The organism is Acidisoma sp. PAMC 29798 (assembly GCF_030252425.1).
In the GTDB taxonomy this organism is placed as follows: Bacteria; Pseudomonadota; Alphaproteobacteria; order Acetobacterales; family Acetobacteraceae; genus Acidisoma; species Acidisoma cladoniae.
In genome coordinates, this window is the sequence record NZ_CP126994.1 from 1844703 (window position 1) to 1857950 (window position 13248).

The 13248-nt window shown below is 65.3% G+C and carries 17 protein-coding genes; 6 read left to right on the forward strand and 11 right to left on the reverse strand.

What is annotated here, in order from left to right; genetic code table 11:
- Window positions 1-39: 39 nt before the first annotated feature.
- Both QP803_RS08850 and QP803_RS08855 read left to right on the forward strand, forming a co-directional pair.
- Window positions 40-702 carry an HAD-IA family hydrolase gene (locus QP803_RS08850; protein ID WP_284947400.1) on the forward strand — a complete coding sequence of 221 codons (663 nt, stop codon included), beginning with the start codon at window positions 40-42 and terminating at the stop codon, window positions 700-702.
- A gap of 376 nt (window positions 703-1078) precedes the next feature.
- Window positions 1079-1735, forward strand: a complete 657-nt coding sequence (locus QP803_RS08855) for a prephenate dehydrogenase/arogenate dehydrogenase family protein (protein ID WP_284947401.1) — start codon at window positions 1079-1081, stop codon at window positions 1733-1735.
- Here QP803_RS08855 and QP803_RS08860 read toward each other — a convergent pair.
- A complete protein-coding gene (locus QP803_RS08860) occupies window positions 1732-2403 on the reverse strand; it encodes a hypothetical protein (protein ID WP_284947402.1) in 672 nt (223 codons plus the stop codon). The genes QP803_RS08855 and QP803_RS08860 overlap by 4 nt on opposite strands.
- A 249-nt stretch (window positions 2404-2652) precedes the next feature.
- Here QP803_RS08860 and QP803_RS08865 point away from each other — a divergent pair, with 249 nt between their 5' ends.
- On the forward strand, window positions 2653-2973 hold the full coding sequence (locus QP803_RS08865; protein WP_284947403.1) for a hypothetical protein: 321 nt from the start codon (window positions 2653-2655) through the stop codon (window positions 2971-2973).
- 50 nt (window positions 2974-3023) lie between these two features.
- Here the strand turns inward: QP803_RS08865 and QP803_RS08870 are convergent, their stop codons facing one another.
- Window positions 3024-3458 carry a cupin domain-containing protein gene (locus QP803_RS08870; protein ID WP_284947404.1) on the reverse strand — a complete coding sequence of 145 codons (435 nt, stop codon included), beginning with the start codon at window positions 3456-3458 and terminating at the stop codon, window positions 3024-3026.
- Between the two features lie 62 nt (window positions 3459-3520).
- Between QP803_RS08870 and cysS the strand changes: the two genes are divergently transcribed.
- Both cysS and QP803_RS08880 read left to right on the forward strand, forming a co-directional pair.
- Window positions 3521-4879, forward strand: a complete 1359-nt coding sequence (gene cysS / locus QP803_RS08875; RefSeq protein WP_284947405.1) for a cysteine--tRNA ligase — start codon at window positions 3521-3523, stop codon at window positions 4877-4879.
- On the forward strand, window positions 4876-5655 hold the full coding sequence (locus tag QP803_RS08880; RefSeq protein ID WP_284947406.1) for an RNA methyltransferase: 780 nt from the start codon (window positions 4876-4878) through the stop codon (window positions 5653-5655). The genes cysS and QP803_RS08880 overlap by 4 nt, the downstream gene beginning before the upstream one ends.
- On the opposite strand, the gene QP803_RS08885 is transcribed toward QP803_RS08880, so the two are convergent.
- The 4 genes from QP803_RS08885 to purB all read right to left on the reverse strand — a co-directional run bounded on the left by QP803_RS08885 (window position 5652) and on the right by purB (window position 9198).
- Window positions 5652-5954: an addiction module antidote protein gene (locus QP803_RS08885; RefSeq protein ID WP_284947407.1), complete on the reverse strand. Its 303-nt coding sequence runs from the start codon at window positions 5952-5954 to the stop codon at window positions 5652-5654. The two genes, QP803_RS08880 and QP803_RS08885, sit on opposite strands and share 4 nt — an antisense overlap.
- Window positions 5929-6255 (reverse strand): type II toxin-antitoxin system RelE/ParE family toxin, encoded by a 327-nt coding sequence (locus QP803_RS08890; RefSeq protein ID WP_284947408.1) that lies wholly within the window; start codon window positions 6253-6255, stop codon window positions 5929-5931. Before QP803_RS08890 ends, QP803_RS08885 begins: the two co-directional genes overlap by 26 nt.
- A gap of 47 nt (window positions 6256-6302) precedes the next feature.
- Complete coding sequence (locus QP803_RS08895; RefSeq protein WP_284947409.1) at window positions 6303-7763, reverse strand: exopolysaccharide biosynthesis polyprenyl glycosylphosphotransferase; 1461 nt, start codon at window positions 7761-7763, stop codon at window positions 6303-6305.
- A gap of 85 nt (window positions 7764-7848) precedes the next feature.
- On the reverse strand, window positions 7849-9198 hold the full coding sequence (purB, locus tag QP803_RS08900) for an adenylosuccinate lyase (protein WP_284947410.1): 1350 nt from the start codon (window positions 9196-9198) through the stop codon (window positions 7849-7851).
- Window positions 9199-9287: 89 nt separating this feature from the next.
- Here purB and QP803_RS08905 point away from each other — a divergent pair, with 89 nt between their 5' ends.
- Entirely contained in the window at window positions 9288-9914 is a 627-nt protein-coding gene (locus QP803_RS08905) for a YjbE family putative metal transport protein (protein WP_284947411.1), read from the forward strand.
- Window positions 9915-9919: 5 nt separating this feature from the next.
- Here the strand turns inward: QP803_RS08905 and QP803_RS08910 are convergent, their stop codons facing one another.
- From QP803_RS08910 to alr, 5 genes are read right to left on the reverse strand one after another with little or no spacing between them, the layout of a single operon-like run.
- Window positions 9920-10309: a type II toxin-antitoxin system VapC family toxin gene (locus QP803_RS08910; protein WP_284947412.1), complete on the reverse strand. Its 390-nt coding sequence runs from the start codon at window positions 10307-10309 to the stop codon at window positions 9920-9922.
- A 14-nt stretch (window positions 10310-10323) separates the two neighbouring features.
- Window positions 10324-10563 (reverse strand): antitoxin, encoded by a 240-nt coding sequence (locus tag QP803_RS08915; protein ID WP_284947413.1) that lies wholly within the window; start codon window positions 10561-10563, stop codon window positions 10324-10326.
- A 59-nt stretch (window positions 10564-10622) separates the two neighbouring features.
- Window positions 10623-11402 carry an ABC transporter ATP-binding protein gene (locus QP803_RS08920; protein WP_284947414.1) on the reverse strand — a complete coding sequence of 260 codons (780 nt, stop codon included), beginning with the start codon at window positions 11400-11402 and terminating at the stop codon, window positions 10623-10625.
- Window positions 11399-12184 (reverse strand): MlaE family ABC transporter permease, encoded by a 786-nt coding sequence (locus tag QP803_RS08925; RefSeq protein WP_284947415.1) that lies wholly within the window; start codon window positions 12182-12184, stop codon window positions 11399-11401. Before QP803_RS08925 ends, QP803_RS08920 begins: the two co-directional genes overlap by 4 nt.
- Window positions 12181-13248 carry an alanine racemase gene (gene alr / locus QP803_RS08930; protein WP_284947416.1) on the reverse strand — a complete coding sequence of 356 codons (1068 nt, stop codon included), beginning with the start codon at window positions 13246-13248 and terminating at the stop codon, window positions 12181-12183. Before alr ends, QP803_RS08925 begins: the two co-directional genes overlap by 4 nt.

Consider the following 13248-nt stretch of genomic DNA (forward strand, 5'->3'; position numbering starts at 1 on the left):
CAAAGGCTTCGCGGACAAATCTCGTATCGGAGTGCAACCATGGCCAGATGCGTCGTCTTCGATCTCGATGGCACACTCACCGACAGCCTGCCTGATCTCGCCGCCGCCCTGAACCGCAGCCTGGGCGGCCACGGTCAGCCGCCATTGCCGCTGGATCAGGTGCGGCCGATGGTGGGGGACGGCATTCGCGCCTTGTATGAGCGCGGCTATGCGGCGCGGGGCCTGATGCTCACCGAGGCCGATCTCGCAGCGGGGACCGCCGATTATACCGCCCATGCGACGGTCGAGACGGTGCTCTATCCTGGCGCGATGGACGCCGTGCAGGCCTTGGCGGCGGCGGGTTGGCGGATCGCGGTTTGCACCAACAAGCCGGAAGCACCGGCGCGGGTGCTGCTCGCGCATGTCGGGCTGCTGCCGTTGCTGGCGGCGGTGGGCGGCGGCGATAGTTTCGCGATGCGCAAGCCCGATCCCGAGCATGTCCGGCTGACGCTCGCGGCGGCCGGTGGCGAGACGGAGACGGCGATCATGGTCGGCGATCACCACAACGACATCGCGGCCGGCCACGGGGCGGGCGCCGCCACCATCTTCGCCGCCTGGGGCTATGGCACGCCCGAGATGGGCACCCGCGCCGATGCGGTGGCGGAGCGTTTCGCGGACGTGCCGGAGTTATGCCGACGGTTCCTGAAAGTCGTGACGCTGTAGGGTGGATAAGCGCAGCGCAATTCACCGTCTTGGTGTCGGCGTCTACCGCCTGTGAAACATGACAGCTAAAGCCCGATCGCCTTGCGGCGGATAACGCTGCGCTCATCCACCCTACGAGTTCGCAAGGGTGCGGTTGACGCCGCCATCGAAATGGACGCCTATCGCGCCATGACACGCATCCGCCTCATCGCCACGCGTTACCGCAGGTCGCTCCTCTAGCGGCGGGATGCCTATGTCATCTTTCAACCGCTGCCTCGCCAGCGGTTGAAGCGTCAAAACCACCGCTGGCCTCGTGGCTGACCCGAGGTTCGCCGTGCCCCACCATCGCTCCCCTTCCCGTCTTGGACTAATCGGCTTCGGCGCCTTCGGCCGACTGATGGCGACCCATCTTGCCCCCTATGTGACGCTCGTGATTCATGATCCGGCTTTCCCCTCCGCCAGCCTGGCGGAAGCAGCCGCCTGCCCCATCGTCGTGCTGGCCGTGCCGGTCAATGCCCTGGAGCAGACGGTGACCGCCATCGCGCCCTTGCTGCAGCCCGGCGCCCTCGTGCTCGACGTCGGGTCTGTGAAGACGCTGCCGGCCGACATCATGCGACGGGGCCTGCCCGATCATGTCGCGATCGTCGCGACCCATCCCCTGTTCGGGCCGCAGAGCGCGGCGCAAGGCATCGCCGGCCTCAAGATCGCGGTCTGCCCCATCCGGGGCAATGCCGGCCCCCGCGTCGGCGCCTTTCTGCGCCATTGCCTGGGCCTGGAGGTGATCATGACCACGCCCGAAGCCCATGACCGGGAGGCTGCGACCGTGCAGGGCCTCACCCATCTCATTGCCAAGATTTTGGTTCAGATGGAGCCTCTGCCGACGCGCATGACGACGCGCAGCTTCGATCTGCTCATGCAGGCCGTGGGCATGGTGCGGCACGACGCGCCGGAGGTGTTTCAGGCCATTGAGCATGCCAACCCCTATTCGGCCGAGGTGCGCCGGCGCTTCCTTACCTTCATGGATGCGGCGGCCGCGACGGCGGATAAGAGTTAAGGCGTCGGGCCGAAATCATGGATGGTGTCGGGTTGCACGGTGCGCCGATAGGCGTGACTGAACTCGGCCTCCGACACACCGTGTTCGGTCATCAGGGATTGAAGGCGCGCGAACAAATAGGTTTCATCGGTCGCAAGTCGGGGAAATTCCACGCCGATCGTCGGGATGCCGAAGCGCGATAACAGGAGCATCAATTGGTAGTATTGCGTTGCCAATTTGTTTTCTTGCTCGCTGGGGTCATCGGTCAGCCAAAGCCCGCCGGGGTGATGCGCCGCCGGATCGCCGCCGGCCTGCACAGCGGCATCGGTGACGCGCCTGCGACTTTGGGCGGCTGCATAGAGGTCGCGGATCGGCACGATGGCGGTGGATAGGCTGAGCTGGCCCGCTTCCATCGTCGGCAGGAGTTTGTCCACGAACCATGGTGACTTGATGACATACGACGTCGATGGTGTGACTTCATTCACTTCCAGGCCGGCTTTGGATATGGGATCGACCTCCGTGATGGCCTGATCAACCGTAAAACCTGTGTCGAAATCAAGCGCCGTTAAGAGTTGAACCAAAAAAGTGGTCCCTGCTCTACCGGTTCCGGTGATGAGTATATGACCTTGCCCGTTATCTGTTCGACTCTTGATCGTTTTTTCTGTCTTATTCTTTAACCGAAACAACACTCGTGTGATCCTTACCTCGTCATCGGTCTGTGCGACAGACAGACTACGCGCACGGCAGGGAAGAAAGAAACTATCTTCATCGCTTGGCCTCTTGACCCGCTCGAATTCAACGCGACTCAGACGAACGGGTGCGGGGCGCAGGGCTGGCCCAGGCTGCTGTCGTCCCGCGAACACGGCGGGGGTTGCCACACCGGGGGACCGGTCCAAGTAAAGGACCTGCGTCACGATACGACCTCAGGAGAGACCATCATGCCGACATTGACGAAGACCTTGGCTTTGCTGCCCGCGTTGAGCCTGTTCTGCGCGCTTGGCGCCGCGCCGGCCGCAATGGCCCAGTCGTCCTCCGCGATGAGCGAGGCCGCCGGCGCCACCACGGGCCTCGGCACCCACCATCGGTTCACTTCGGTAGCCGCCGCGAATGGGCAGTGCCCCGGCGATACCATCGTCTGGCACTCCGGCCCCGGGATGAGCTATGTGATGCCAGGCACGCCTGCCTATGGCAAAAGCGGCGGATTCTACGCCTGTAAGGCCGAGGCTGACACGGCTGGGTTCCACAATTCCAACATGTAAGACTCTGCTCGGGTGACGGCGGAAGACGCTACGTTTTCCGCCAGCGTGCATCACGGCATCGACTTGAGGACCGTGTTCCGCGTATCCACCTTGGGCACCACGTCGATCACCAGCAGCTTCACCGGCGTGGTGCCGGTATTCTCCCCGAAATGCCATTGGCCGACGACTTCGACGATGAAATCGCCAGTCTTGTAGTCCCAGCTCTGCCCGGTATCGGTATCCGTCACCCGCAGGGTTCCCGCCAGCACGTAACCGTAGCGGGGATAGGGATGCCGGTGGATCGGCAGCGTCGCCCCCGGCGCGATATCATAGGTCGATACCATGACCCGGACATCGCCCTGCGGCATGACCAGCGGCTGGCCGGAAGGCGTGGCAATGGCCGACATCAGCTGCGTGACCGTATAGGGCGCATCGGCAGCGGCGGCCGGCCACGCGGGAAGCGTCGCAATCAGACCGAGAGCGAGCCCTAGCCTGCGGTAAGACATACGGCAACTCCCATGAGGCATCCGCGCTTGCCGCGCGGGAGAAGGGACGGCACAAGGCGCTTATGCACGCCCTGACACTCCATAACAGCCTTAGCCGGCGCCGCGAGGCCTTTGCACCCCTCAATCCGCAGCGGGTTGGCCTCTATGTCTGTGGCCCGACGGTCTATGACCTCGCCCATCTCGGCAATGCCCGGCCTGTGGTGGTGTTCGACGTGCTGGCCCGGCTGCTGCGCGTACTCTTCCCGCACGTCACCTACGTCCGCAACATCACGGATGTGGAGGACAAGATCAACGCCCGCGCCGCGGAGCTTGGCGTCCCTATCGCCGAGATCACGGCACGGACGACGGTGGAATTCCATGCCGATATGGCGGCCCTCGGCGCCCTGCCGCCGGACATCGAGCCGCGCGCGACGGATAACATTCCGCAGATGATCGCGATCATCGAAAAGCTCATCGCCAGCGGCCATGCCTATGAGGCCGAGGGCCATGTGCTGTTCTCGGTCGCCAGCGATCCGCATTACGGCCGCCTCTCCGGCCGCTCGCCCGAGGAGTTGCAGGCCGGGGCGCGCGTCGAAATTGCCCCGTATAAGCGCGATGCGGGGGATTTCGTGTTGTGGAAACCCTCCCCGCCCGAACTGCCGGGCTGGGATAGCCCTTGGGGCCGTGGCCGGCCGGGCTGGCATATCGAATGCTCGGCCATGTCCTGGCGCTATCTCGGCCAGGATTTCGACATTCATGGCGGCGGCGGGGATCTGATCTTCCCGCATCATGAGAACGAAATGGCCCAGAGCTGCTGCGCCTTTCCCGGCAGCCATTTCGCGCGCGTCTGGCTGCATAACGGCATGCTTCTCGTGCACGGCGAGAAGATGTCCAAAAGCCTCGGCAATTTCCGCACCGTGCGGGAAGTGCTGAGCGTTGCACCTGGCGAGGCCGTGCGCTTCCTGCTGCTGCGCACGCATTACCGCGCGTCGCTCGATTTCACGGAAGCCGGCTTGGTCGAGGCACGGCGCGAGCTGGATCGCTTCTATCGCGCGCTCGCCAAGCACGCGCCGGGCTTCGCCGAGGAACCGGCGGAGGTGCCGGCCGAGGTCATGGCCGCCCTCTGTGACGACCTCAATACGCCGGGTGCCATCGCCGCACTTCACGTCCTCGCCGATCGTGCTTTGGCCGGCGACGCGGCCGCGGCGGCGGGTCTGCATGCCGCTGGCCGCGTGCTCGGCCTTCTGCAAGTGGCGCCAGAGACATGGTTCCAGGGCGAGGGTGACGCCGGAGTGGACGCTGCCATCGCCGAACGCCTCGCAGCCCGCAAGGCGCGCGACTTTGGCCGCGCCGACGCCATCCGCGCCGAATTGCTCGCACGCGGCATCGTGCTGGAGGACGGCCCCGGTGGCACCACCTGGCGCCGCGCGGACGCCTCATGACCGGCAAGGATATGGGCGCGGATATCGCGCCGATCGGCAATAGCCCGGTGGTGATCCTCGTGCGCCCGCAACTCGCCGACAATATCGGCAGCGTGGCGCGGGCCATGGCCAATGGTGGCCTGTTCCACCTGCGCCTCGTGGCACCTCGGGACGGCTGGCCGCAAGATCGCGCCTGGCGCATGGCCTCCGGCGCGGACCGCATTCTGGATGCGGTGACAGTGCATGAGACGATCGCCGAAGCGGTCGCCGACTTGCACCATGTCGCGGCCACCTGCCCGCGTCCGCGCCATATCATCAAGCCTATTCTCACCGCGCGTGGTGCGGCGTCGGAACTCCGCTCCATCACAGGTCGAGGTCTGCGCTGCGGTATTCTGTTCGGACCGGAGCGTGCGGGTTTGGAGAATGACGACATGGCGGAGGCGGATATGCTGGTGCGCTATCCGCTCAACCCTGCATTCATGTCCCTCAACCTGTCCCAGGCCGTGATGGTGATGGCCTATGAATGGTGGATGGCGGTTGAGGAGTCATCGCCACGGACCTTGATGACGAACGAGACGCGGGTCGCGACCAAGGGCGAGTTGGAGAACTTCCTCGGTCACCTCACGCGGGAACTGGATGATTGCGGTTTCCTGCGCAACTTGCCGAAGCGGCCGGGCATGGTGCGCAACATCCGCCACCTGTTCCAGCGCGGCGAGGTGACGGAGCAGGAGTTGCGGACGCTGCACGGCGTCATCACAGAGCTAGCGCGTGGCCGGAACGGACGGGTGGTCGGTTAGGTTCGCTCCGAAGGTCGCAGTGGCCTGATGGACAAATGAAATCCGAGCGCCTTCGTCACAGCCGTCAAAGTTGACAGCGTCGGATTGCCGTCCGGCGAAAGTGCCCGATACAGTGTCTCTCGCGTAAGCCCGGTCTGTTTGGCGACCACGCCGATGCTTCGGGCGCGTGCGACCGCACCCAAGGCCGTGGAGATCAGCACAGGATCACCGTCCTCGAAGGCTTCTTCGAGATAGGCAGCGATCCGATCTTCACTGTTGAGAACATCGGCGACGTCAAATGCTTTTGTTTCGACCGTCATCTCTTATCGTCTTTGCCAACGTTTTCGCGTCATGGATGTCCTTCGCCTGCGTCGATTTGTCCCCACCGCAGAGTAAGACAATCACCGCAGCACCCAATCGCATCAAATAGACACGATAGCCGGGGCCGTAATGGATGCGGAGTTCGCTCACGCCGTCTCCAACTGCCGCGACGTCGCCCATATTGCCTGCCGCCACACGGTCAAGGCGCACCGAAATCTTCGCAATGGCGCGGGCATCCCGCAGACTATCGAGCCATTCCATGAAAAGCTCGGTTCGACGGACTTCGACACTCTCAGGCATTAGGTCGCACGCGGCGCCATGTCAATTATAATTGGCATGGTCGGTCTTCAATACGCATTGCCCCGCAACACCGACACCAAGGTCATGGCGAGGATCCGCAGATCCAGCCCGACCGACCAATGGTCGATGTAATGCAGATCGAGCGCCACGCGTCGGCGTAGCTTCTCCACCGTGTCGGTCTCACCGCGACAGCCATTGACCTGCGCCCAGCCCGTGATGCCCGGCTTGACCCGGTGTCGCCCCGCGTAATCGGCGGCGGCAGCCTCGAAAGGCTGTCCGGCAGCCTCGGTGCCTAGGGCGTGCGGCCGTGGCCCGACCAGCGCCATGCTGCCGCCGATGACGTTGAAGAGCTGCGGCAGTTCATCGAGGCTCGCCCGCCGCAACAGCCGTCCCAGCGGCGTCACACGGGGATCGTCCCGCACCGCCTGGCACCGCCCGCCGGCATCCGACTGCGCCTGATACATCGTGCGGAATTTCCACACCGCGATCACCCTATGGTTGAAGCCAAGGCGTGGCTGGATGAAGAAGGCCGGCCCGGGTGAGGTGCCGCGAATGGCCAGGGCAATGATCGCCATCGCCGGCGCCGCCAGACAAAGCAGAAGACAGGCGAGCGCCACGTCCTCCGCCCGCTTCAGCCCGACCGACACGCCGGACATCGGCTTGTCGAGAAGATGCAGGAACGGCAACCCGCCGATTGAGGAAATGCGCGCGGCCGGCTGGTAGAACCGCGCGACATCGGGCGCCAGGCGGATATCGACGGCCATGCCCGCCATCCGCCGCATGATGGCGGCGGTGCGTCGCGCCGCCGTCTCCGGCAAGGCGATGATGACGAGATCGACATCACCCGACTGGATCATGGCGCGCGCCGCCCGCAGGTCCCGCAAGATCGGCCAATGCGTGAAGGCCGCCGCCGCCGCGCCGCCGCGCCCCAGGAAGCCCACGACATGCAGCGGCGCGTCATCTTCACGGAAGAAGCCGGCGAGCCGCGCCGCACCATCCCCACCGCCGATGATGATGGCCCGCCGGCCTTTCGCGGTCGGGCAGCCGCGCCAGACGGCGCTGGCCACAGCGCCCCGCGACAGCGCGAGCAAGGCGGGTGCTGCCACCGCCCAGGCAAACAGCCAGTTGCGATTGGCCAGGATCATGCTGACATCCGGGCCCTGCCAGATCTCGCCGATCCCTTCCCAGACCAGCAATGCGAGCAGCATCGCCCCGAAGGCGTTTAGCACGGTCTGGGCAACCGCCAGCGTGGACCGCCCGCGCGGGCGGTCATACAGGCCCCGACGCTGGAGAAGGCATGCGGCGAGCGCTGCCGTTCCGGCAATCACCAGCATTTCGCGACTGGTGTGGCCGGCATGACCGGCGGGGTTAAGCTGCCGGCAGGCGAGTCCCGTAAGCCCGATGATCGCGCCGTCCCAGGCCGCGAGCCAGACCGGCGGACCCCACAGCGCGGCCAGCCAGGGACTGAAGGCTGAAACGGAGGCTTCGCGCGGTATGCGCTCGGACATCGCGAAACTCCGGAGTGGCAGGGTTGCCGCCCCGGTGTAGTTTCATTGCGTTAACGAATCAATAGCGGCTCGCGATGATGAGGCTTTAGGCAGCGGGTCCCGTCTCCCCAAAGACACGCTCATACAGCGCGTCCAGGGAGCGCAGATGGCTGCGCGCCTCCATGGCACCGTCCAGCACCTTTTCCGGCACCCGGCCGGAAACCTCGGGATCCGCTGCGAGATTGTCGCGGAAATTGCGGCCCTCGGCCGTGCCCAGCTTGGTCCAGGTCTCCATCGCATTGCGCTGCACGATGCGATACGCATCCTCGCGTGAGATGCCGGCGCGCGCGAGGGTCAGCAGAACCTCCCCGCTATGGACGACACCGCCGAGGCTTTCGAGGTTCTCGGCCATCCGCTCGGGATGGATCATCAGCTTGGCCATCATGCCGGCGAGCCGTGCCAGGGCGAAATCCAGCGCCAGGCTGGCATCGGGCGCGAAGACCCGCTCGACGGAGGAGTGGCTGATGTCGCGCTCATGCCAGAGCGTGACATTCTCCAGCGCCGGCACCACGGCGGCGCGCACGATGCGCGCAAGGCCGGTGAGGTTTTCGCTCAGCACCGGGTTGCGCTTATGCGGCATCGCGCTCGACCCCTTCTGGCCGGCATGGAAGAACTCTTCCGCCTCCCGCACTTCGGAGCGTTGCAGATGCCGCACTTCGGTCGACAGCCGCTCGATGCCGCTGGCGACGATGGCCAGCGCCGAGAACCAAGCGGCATGGCGGTCGCGCGGAATGACCTGGGTCGAAACCGGCTCGGCAGCGAGGCCCAGCTTGGCGGCGACGTAGTCTTCGACGCGCGTATCAAGATGAGCGTAGGTGCCGACCGCACCGGAAATGGCGCAGGTGGCGATTTCGGCCCGCGCCGTCACCAGCCGGGCGCGATTGCGGGCGAATTCCGCGTAATGCCCGGCGAGCTTGAGGCCAAAGCTGGTCGGCTCGGCATGGATGCCATGGCTGCGGCCGATGGTCAGCGTATGCTTGTGCTCGAAGGCGCGGTCCTTCAGCGCCGCCAGCACGGCATCGACATCGGCGATGAGCAGGTCGGTCGCCTGGGTGAGCTGCACCGCGAGGCAGGTATCGAGCACATCCGAACTCGTCATGCCGAGATGAACGTAGCGGCTTTCGGGGCCGACGCCCTCGGCGAGCCAGGTCAGGAAGGCAATCACGTCGTGGCGCGTCTCGCGTTCGATCTCATCGATCCGCTCGACATCCGCCGGTCCCATGGCGGCGAGCATCGGGGCGCCGCGTTCGCGGATGATGCGGGCGGCTTCGGCGGGGATTTCGCCGATCATGGCCATTCCCTCGGCGGCCAGCACCTCGATCTCGAACCAGATGCGATAGCGGTTTTCGGGCGCCCAGATGGCCGCCATTTCGGGACGTGTATAGCGGGGGACCATGGCCATTCTCTCCGGATCGGGCGCGCGCCGCCGCCCTAAACCGCCGCGCCCCTGTTGACAAGGACGATGCTGTTTCCCGATGAAAAGGGATGGTCGATCCTCTTTTGCTCTCCCAGCTCGCCGCCCTCGCCCAGGTCATGATGATCGACCTCGTGCTCGCCGGCGATAATGCCGTCGTCATCGGCCTTGCCGTCGCTGGCCTTCCGGCGGCCCAGAAGCGCACGGCGGTCCTGATCGGCGTCGGTTTCGCGGTGGTGGTGCGCATCGCCATGGCCTTCGTGGCGCTCCGCCTGCTCGCAATCGTCGGCCTCACGCTCGCGGGCGGAATTCTGCTGCTCTGGGTCTGCTGGAAGATGTTCCGCGAGTTGAAGCGCAAACCGGGTCACGCCGCCGGGGCGCCGGCCATCGCCAAGACCCCCATGCAGGCGGCGCTGCAGATCGCGCTGGCCGATATTTCCATGAGCCTGGACAATGTGCTCGCGGTCGCGGGTGCCGCTCACGCGCATCCGTGGATTCTCATGCTCGGACTGCTGCTGTCGGTGGTTTTGATGGGCGTGGCCGCCAGCCTGATCGCGACACAGTTGGAAAAGCACCGCTGGCTTGCCTGGGCGGGCCTGCTGGTCGTGCTCTTTGTCGCGCTGCGCATGATCTATGACGGCGCCTTCAAGGTGCTGGATCATTTCGGTATCGACGTCTGGACCATGGTGGCGGGGTAGGCCCCCTAAGCCAGCCAGTTTTCAACCGTCAGCCCGCGTACCCAACGAAATTCCGAGACGTTGTGGGTGACCAGCGTCACCTGCAGTGCCAGAGCGTGTGCGGCGATGAAAAGATCGGTCGGCCTGATCGGCGTCCCAGCCGCTTCCAGCGCGGCGCGCAGCTTTCCGTATTCGGCATCAGCGGGGCTGTCGAAAGGCAGGATATCGAGCGTCCCAAGCACGGCACTCACGCGGGCAGACAGACGGTCGGAGCCTTTTTTCGCCGCGCCGTAACGCAGTTCCGCCGCCGTAATGATGCTGAGACACAGGCCGTCGTTACCATGAAGCAAAAGTTGCTCCGCGACCCGGCCGACTGGGTTGCGGATCAGATCAGAGACGATGTTGGTATCCAACATCGTCCGATAGATCGTCACAGATCGATGTCTCGGGCGGGTTGCAGGCCTTCGTCAAAATCCGCGAAATCGTCGTCGATCGGATCCCAGGTGGCAAGCAATTCGATCAGCCCGCCCTTCCGAATGGGCTCGATCACAAGCCGATTGCCCTCGCGACGCATAAGGGCCGCCTCACCCGGAAGTTCAAACTCCACCGGAATGCGGACAGCCTGATTCCGACCATTGCGGAACAACCGAACCTGTCGCGCTTCGGACATAACATTTCTCGGCATAGGCCTGAGCATAGGCCAAATCGTCGCGTCTTATCAAGACGCCTCTACCGCCGCAGTTCCATCTGGATCGGCCCTTCGCGGCGGCCGTGCGTGAACTGATCGACCAGGGGATTGCCGGACTCCATCAGCGCCTCCGCCGGGCCTTCCCAAACGATCTTGCCGTGATGGAGCATCGCCGCCCGCCCGCCAATGCGGCGCGCACTCGCCATGTCATGCGTAATGGCAATGGCGGTGCTGCCCAGGCGCTTCACGCAATCGACGATCAGCCCGTCGATCACCGCACCCATGATCGGGTCCAGCCCCGTGGTCGGCTCGTCGAAGAACATAATGGCGGGTTCCGAGGCAATCGCCCGCGCCAGCGCCACCCGCTTCTGCATGCCGCCCGAGAGTTCCGCCGGCGACAACTCGCCCACACTCGCCGACAGACCCACCTGGGCCAGCACCGCATCGGCCTTCTGCTCCGCCGCCACCCGCGTCTCCAGACCCTGGGCGATGAGCCCGAAGGCCACGTTCTGGCGCACCGTCATGCTGTCGAACAGCGCGCCATTCTGGAACAGCATCCCGATTTCGGCCCGCGCCGCTTCGCGCGCCTTGTGGCGGAGCGACAGGATGTTCTGCCCATCGATTTCGATGGTTCCGGCATCGGGTTCGATGAGGCCGAGAATACATTTGAGCAGAACCGACTTGCCCGTGCCGGACCCGCCGATGACCACCATGGAGGTACCGCCCATGACATCGAGATCGATGCCGTCCAGCACCTGCTTGTCGCCAAAAGCCTTGCGCAACCCGCGCACGCGAATCTTGGGGGTGAGGACAGCGCTCATCGGCTGAAGAAGACCTCGGTCATCACATAATCCAGCGACAGGATGAGCACGGAGGCCATGACCACGGCCGAGGTGGTGGCATTGCCCACGCCCTCGGCGCCGCCCCGGCTGCGATAGCCGTGAAAGCACCCCGACAGGGCAATGACGAAGCCGAAGACCGCTGCCTTGGCGACGCCGGACCAGACATCGATCGGCTGCAGGATCTGGAAGGTGCTCTGGATATAGGCCGCCGACCCGAAGCGGAGCTTCACCGTCGCCACGATGAAGCCGCCGAGCACGCCAAGGACATCAGCGACCACCACCAGCAGCGGCATGGCGATGATGCCGGCGAGCAGGCGCGGCGCCACCAGGTAGCGCATAGGCTTGGTCGACAGCGTGGTCAGGGCGTCGATCTGGTCTGTCACGCGCATGGTGCCGATTTCGGCGGCCATCGCGGCGCCGGCGCGGCCGGCCATCATGAGCCCCGCCAGAACCGGGCCGAGTTCCCGCGTGACGGAGAGCACGACGATGCTCGCCGTCGCCCCCTGGGCCGAAAAGCGCGCGAAGCCGGTATAGGATTGCAGCGCGATCACCATGCCCGCGAAGATCGCGGTCAGTGCCACGACCGGCAGCGACAGGAAGCCCATCGTGAACAGCGCGCGTCCGACCAGCCGGGGATAATAGGGCGGGAGGAAGATATTCAGCAGACCTTCGGCGGCGAAGATCAGGAGGCTACCGGCGGACTGGAGGAACGCAAGCGCGCCCCGCCCGAGCGCGGCGACCGCATTCAGGATCAAGTTCATGCGCCTCGATAAACCCGATGGAACCGTCTGCCCAGGGAGGTGAGGATTTCATAGCCATTGGTCCCGGCGAGGGCGGCGAGCCGTTCGACCGGGATGTCTGGCCCGATCACTTCGCACCAGTCGCCGATGGCGGCGGCCGGGACATCGGTCACGTCGATGGTGATGAGGTCCATCGACACGCGGCCCACCACCGGGCAGAGGCGCCCGTCGACCGAAACATCCGCGCGCCCGCCGAGCACGCGATGGTAGCCATCGGCATAGCCCACCGGCAGGGTCGCGATGCGCGTCGACTGGGCCGCGACCCATTGGTGGTCGTAGCCGACACCCGTGCCGGCCGGAACATCCCGCAGCGCCATGATGCGGGCGCGGAGTCTGGCGACGGGACGCATGGGATTGGCGGTCCAGGGAGTCGGGTTCACGCCGTAGAGCGCTGCGCCGGGCCGAGCGAGATCCGAGGCGAAATCAGCGCCGAGGAAGATGCCCGAGGAGTTGGCAAGCGATGTCGGAACCCCCGGGAATTTCGCCGCCGCGGCCGCGAACCGCACCTTTTGAGCAAGGTTGAGCGCCGCCGCCGGATCATCGGCCGAGACCAGATGCGTCATGACATAGAGCAGCCGGATATGGCGAAAATGCTCATCCGTAAGAGCGGCCACCTCAGCCGGGCTCAATCCGGTACGGTTCATGCCCGTGTCGACATGCAGCAGCGCAGGCAGCGCCCTGCCCCGCGTCGCGCCGGCCTCGTTCCAGGCGATCACCTCCCCGAAGGTCGAAAGGGCGGGCGCGATGTCATGCGCCACCAGCGTCTCGACATCGCCGGGGCCGACGCCGTGCAACACGCAGATCATCGCGTCCGACAGATGCGGCCGCAGGGTCACGGCTTCGGACAGATGGGCGGTGAAGAAGTGGCAACAGCCGGCGGCATAAAGCGCGGTCGCGATCTCGACCCCGCCGAGGCCGTAGCCGTCCGCCTTCAACACGCCGGCGGTCGGATGGCCGTGCCGATCGCGCAGCAGGCGCCAGTTGCTCACGATCGCCCCGAGGTCGATCTCCAGGACGGAACTCAT

Excerpts from the sequence above, each read along its gene's own strand:
- QP803_RS08920 (WP_284947414.1), bottom strand. The coding sequence starts at position 11,402 with ATGAGCGCTGTCCTCACCCCCAAGATTCGCGTGCGCGGGTTGCGCAAG.
- QP803_RS08865 (WP_284947403.1), top strand. The coding sequence starts at position 2,653 with ATGCCGACATTGACGAAGACCTTGGCTTTGCTGCCCGCGTTGAGCCTG.
- QP803_RS08870 (WP_284947404.1), bottom strand. The coding sequence starts at position 3,458 with ATGTCTTACCGCAGGCTAGGGCTCGCTCTCGGTCTGATTGCGACGCTT.
- QP803_RS08885 (WP_284947407.1), bottom strand. The coding sequence starts at position 5,954 with ATGACGGTCGAAACAAAAGCATTTGACGTCGCCGATGTTCTCAACAGT.
- QP803_RS08890 (WP_284947408.1), bottom strand. The coding sequence starts at position 6,255 with ATGCCTGAGAGTGTCGAAGTCCGTCGAACCGAGCTTTTCATGGAATGG.
- alr (WP_284947416.1), bottom strand. The coding sequence starts at position 13,248 with ATGAGTTCCGTCCTGGAGATCGACCTCGGGGCGATCGTGAGCAACTGG.
- QP803_RS08905 (WP_284947411.1), top strand. The coding sequence starts at position 9,288 with ATGGTCGATCCTCTTTTGCTCTCCCAGCTCGCCGCCCTCGCCCAGGTC.
- QP803_RS08880 (WP_284947406.1), top strand. The coding sequence starts at position 4,876 with ATGACCGGCAAGGATATGGGCGCGGATATCGCGCCGATCGGCAATAGC.
- QP803_RS08915 (WP_284947413.1), bottom strand. The coding sequence starts at position 10,563 with ATGTCCGAAGCGCGACAGGTTCGGTTGTTCCGCAATGGTCGGAATCAG.
- QP803_RS08895 (WP_284947409.1), bottom strand. The coding sequence starts at position 7,763 with ATGTCCGAGCGCATACCGCGCGAAGCCTCCGTTTCAGCCTTCAGTCCC.
- QP803_RS08925 (WP_284947415.1), bottom strand. The coding sequence starts at position 12,184 with ATGAACTTGATCCTGAATGCGGTCGCCGCGCTCGGGCGGGGCGCGCTT.
- QP803_RS08850 (WP_284947400.1), top strand. The coding sequence starts at position 40 with ATGGCCAGATGCGTCGTCTTCGATCTCGATGGCACACTCACCGACAGC.
- purB (WP_284947410.1), bottom strand. The coding sequence starts at position 9,198 with ATGGTCCCCCGCTATACACGTCCCGAAATGGCGGCCATCTGGGCGCCC.
- QP803_RS08910 (WP_284947412.1), bottom strand. The coding sequence starts at position 10,309 with ATGTTGGATACCAACATCGTCTCTGATCTGATCCGCAACCCAGTCGGC.
- QP803_RS08855 (WP_284947401.1), top strand. The coding sequence starts at position 1,079 with ATGGCGACCCATCTTGCCCCCTATGTGACGCTCGTGATTCATGATCCG.
- cysS (WP_284947405.1), top strand. The coding sequence starts at position 3,521 with ATGCACGCCCTGACACTCCATAACAGCCTTAGCCGGCGCCGCGAGGCC.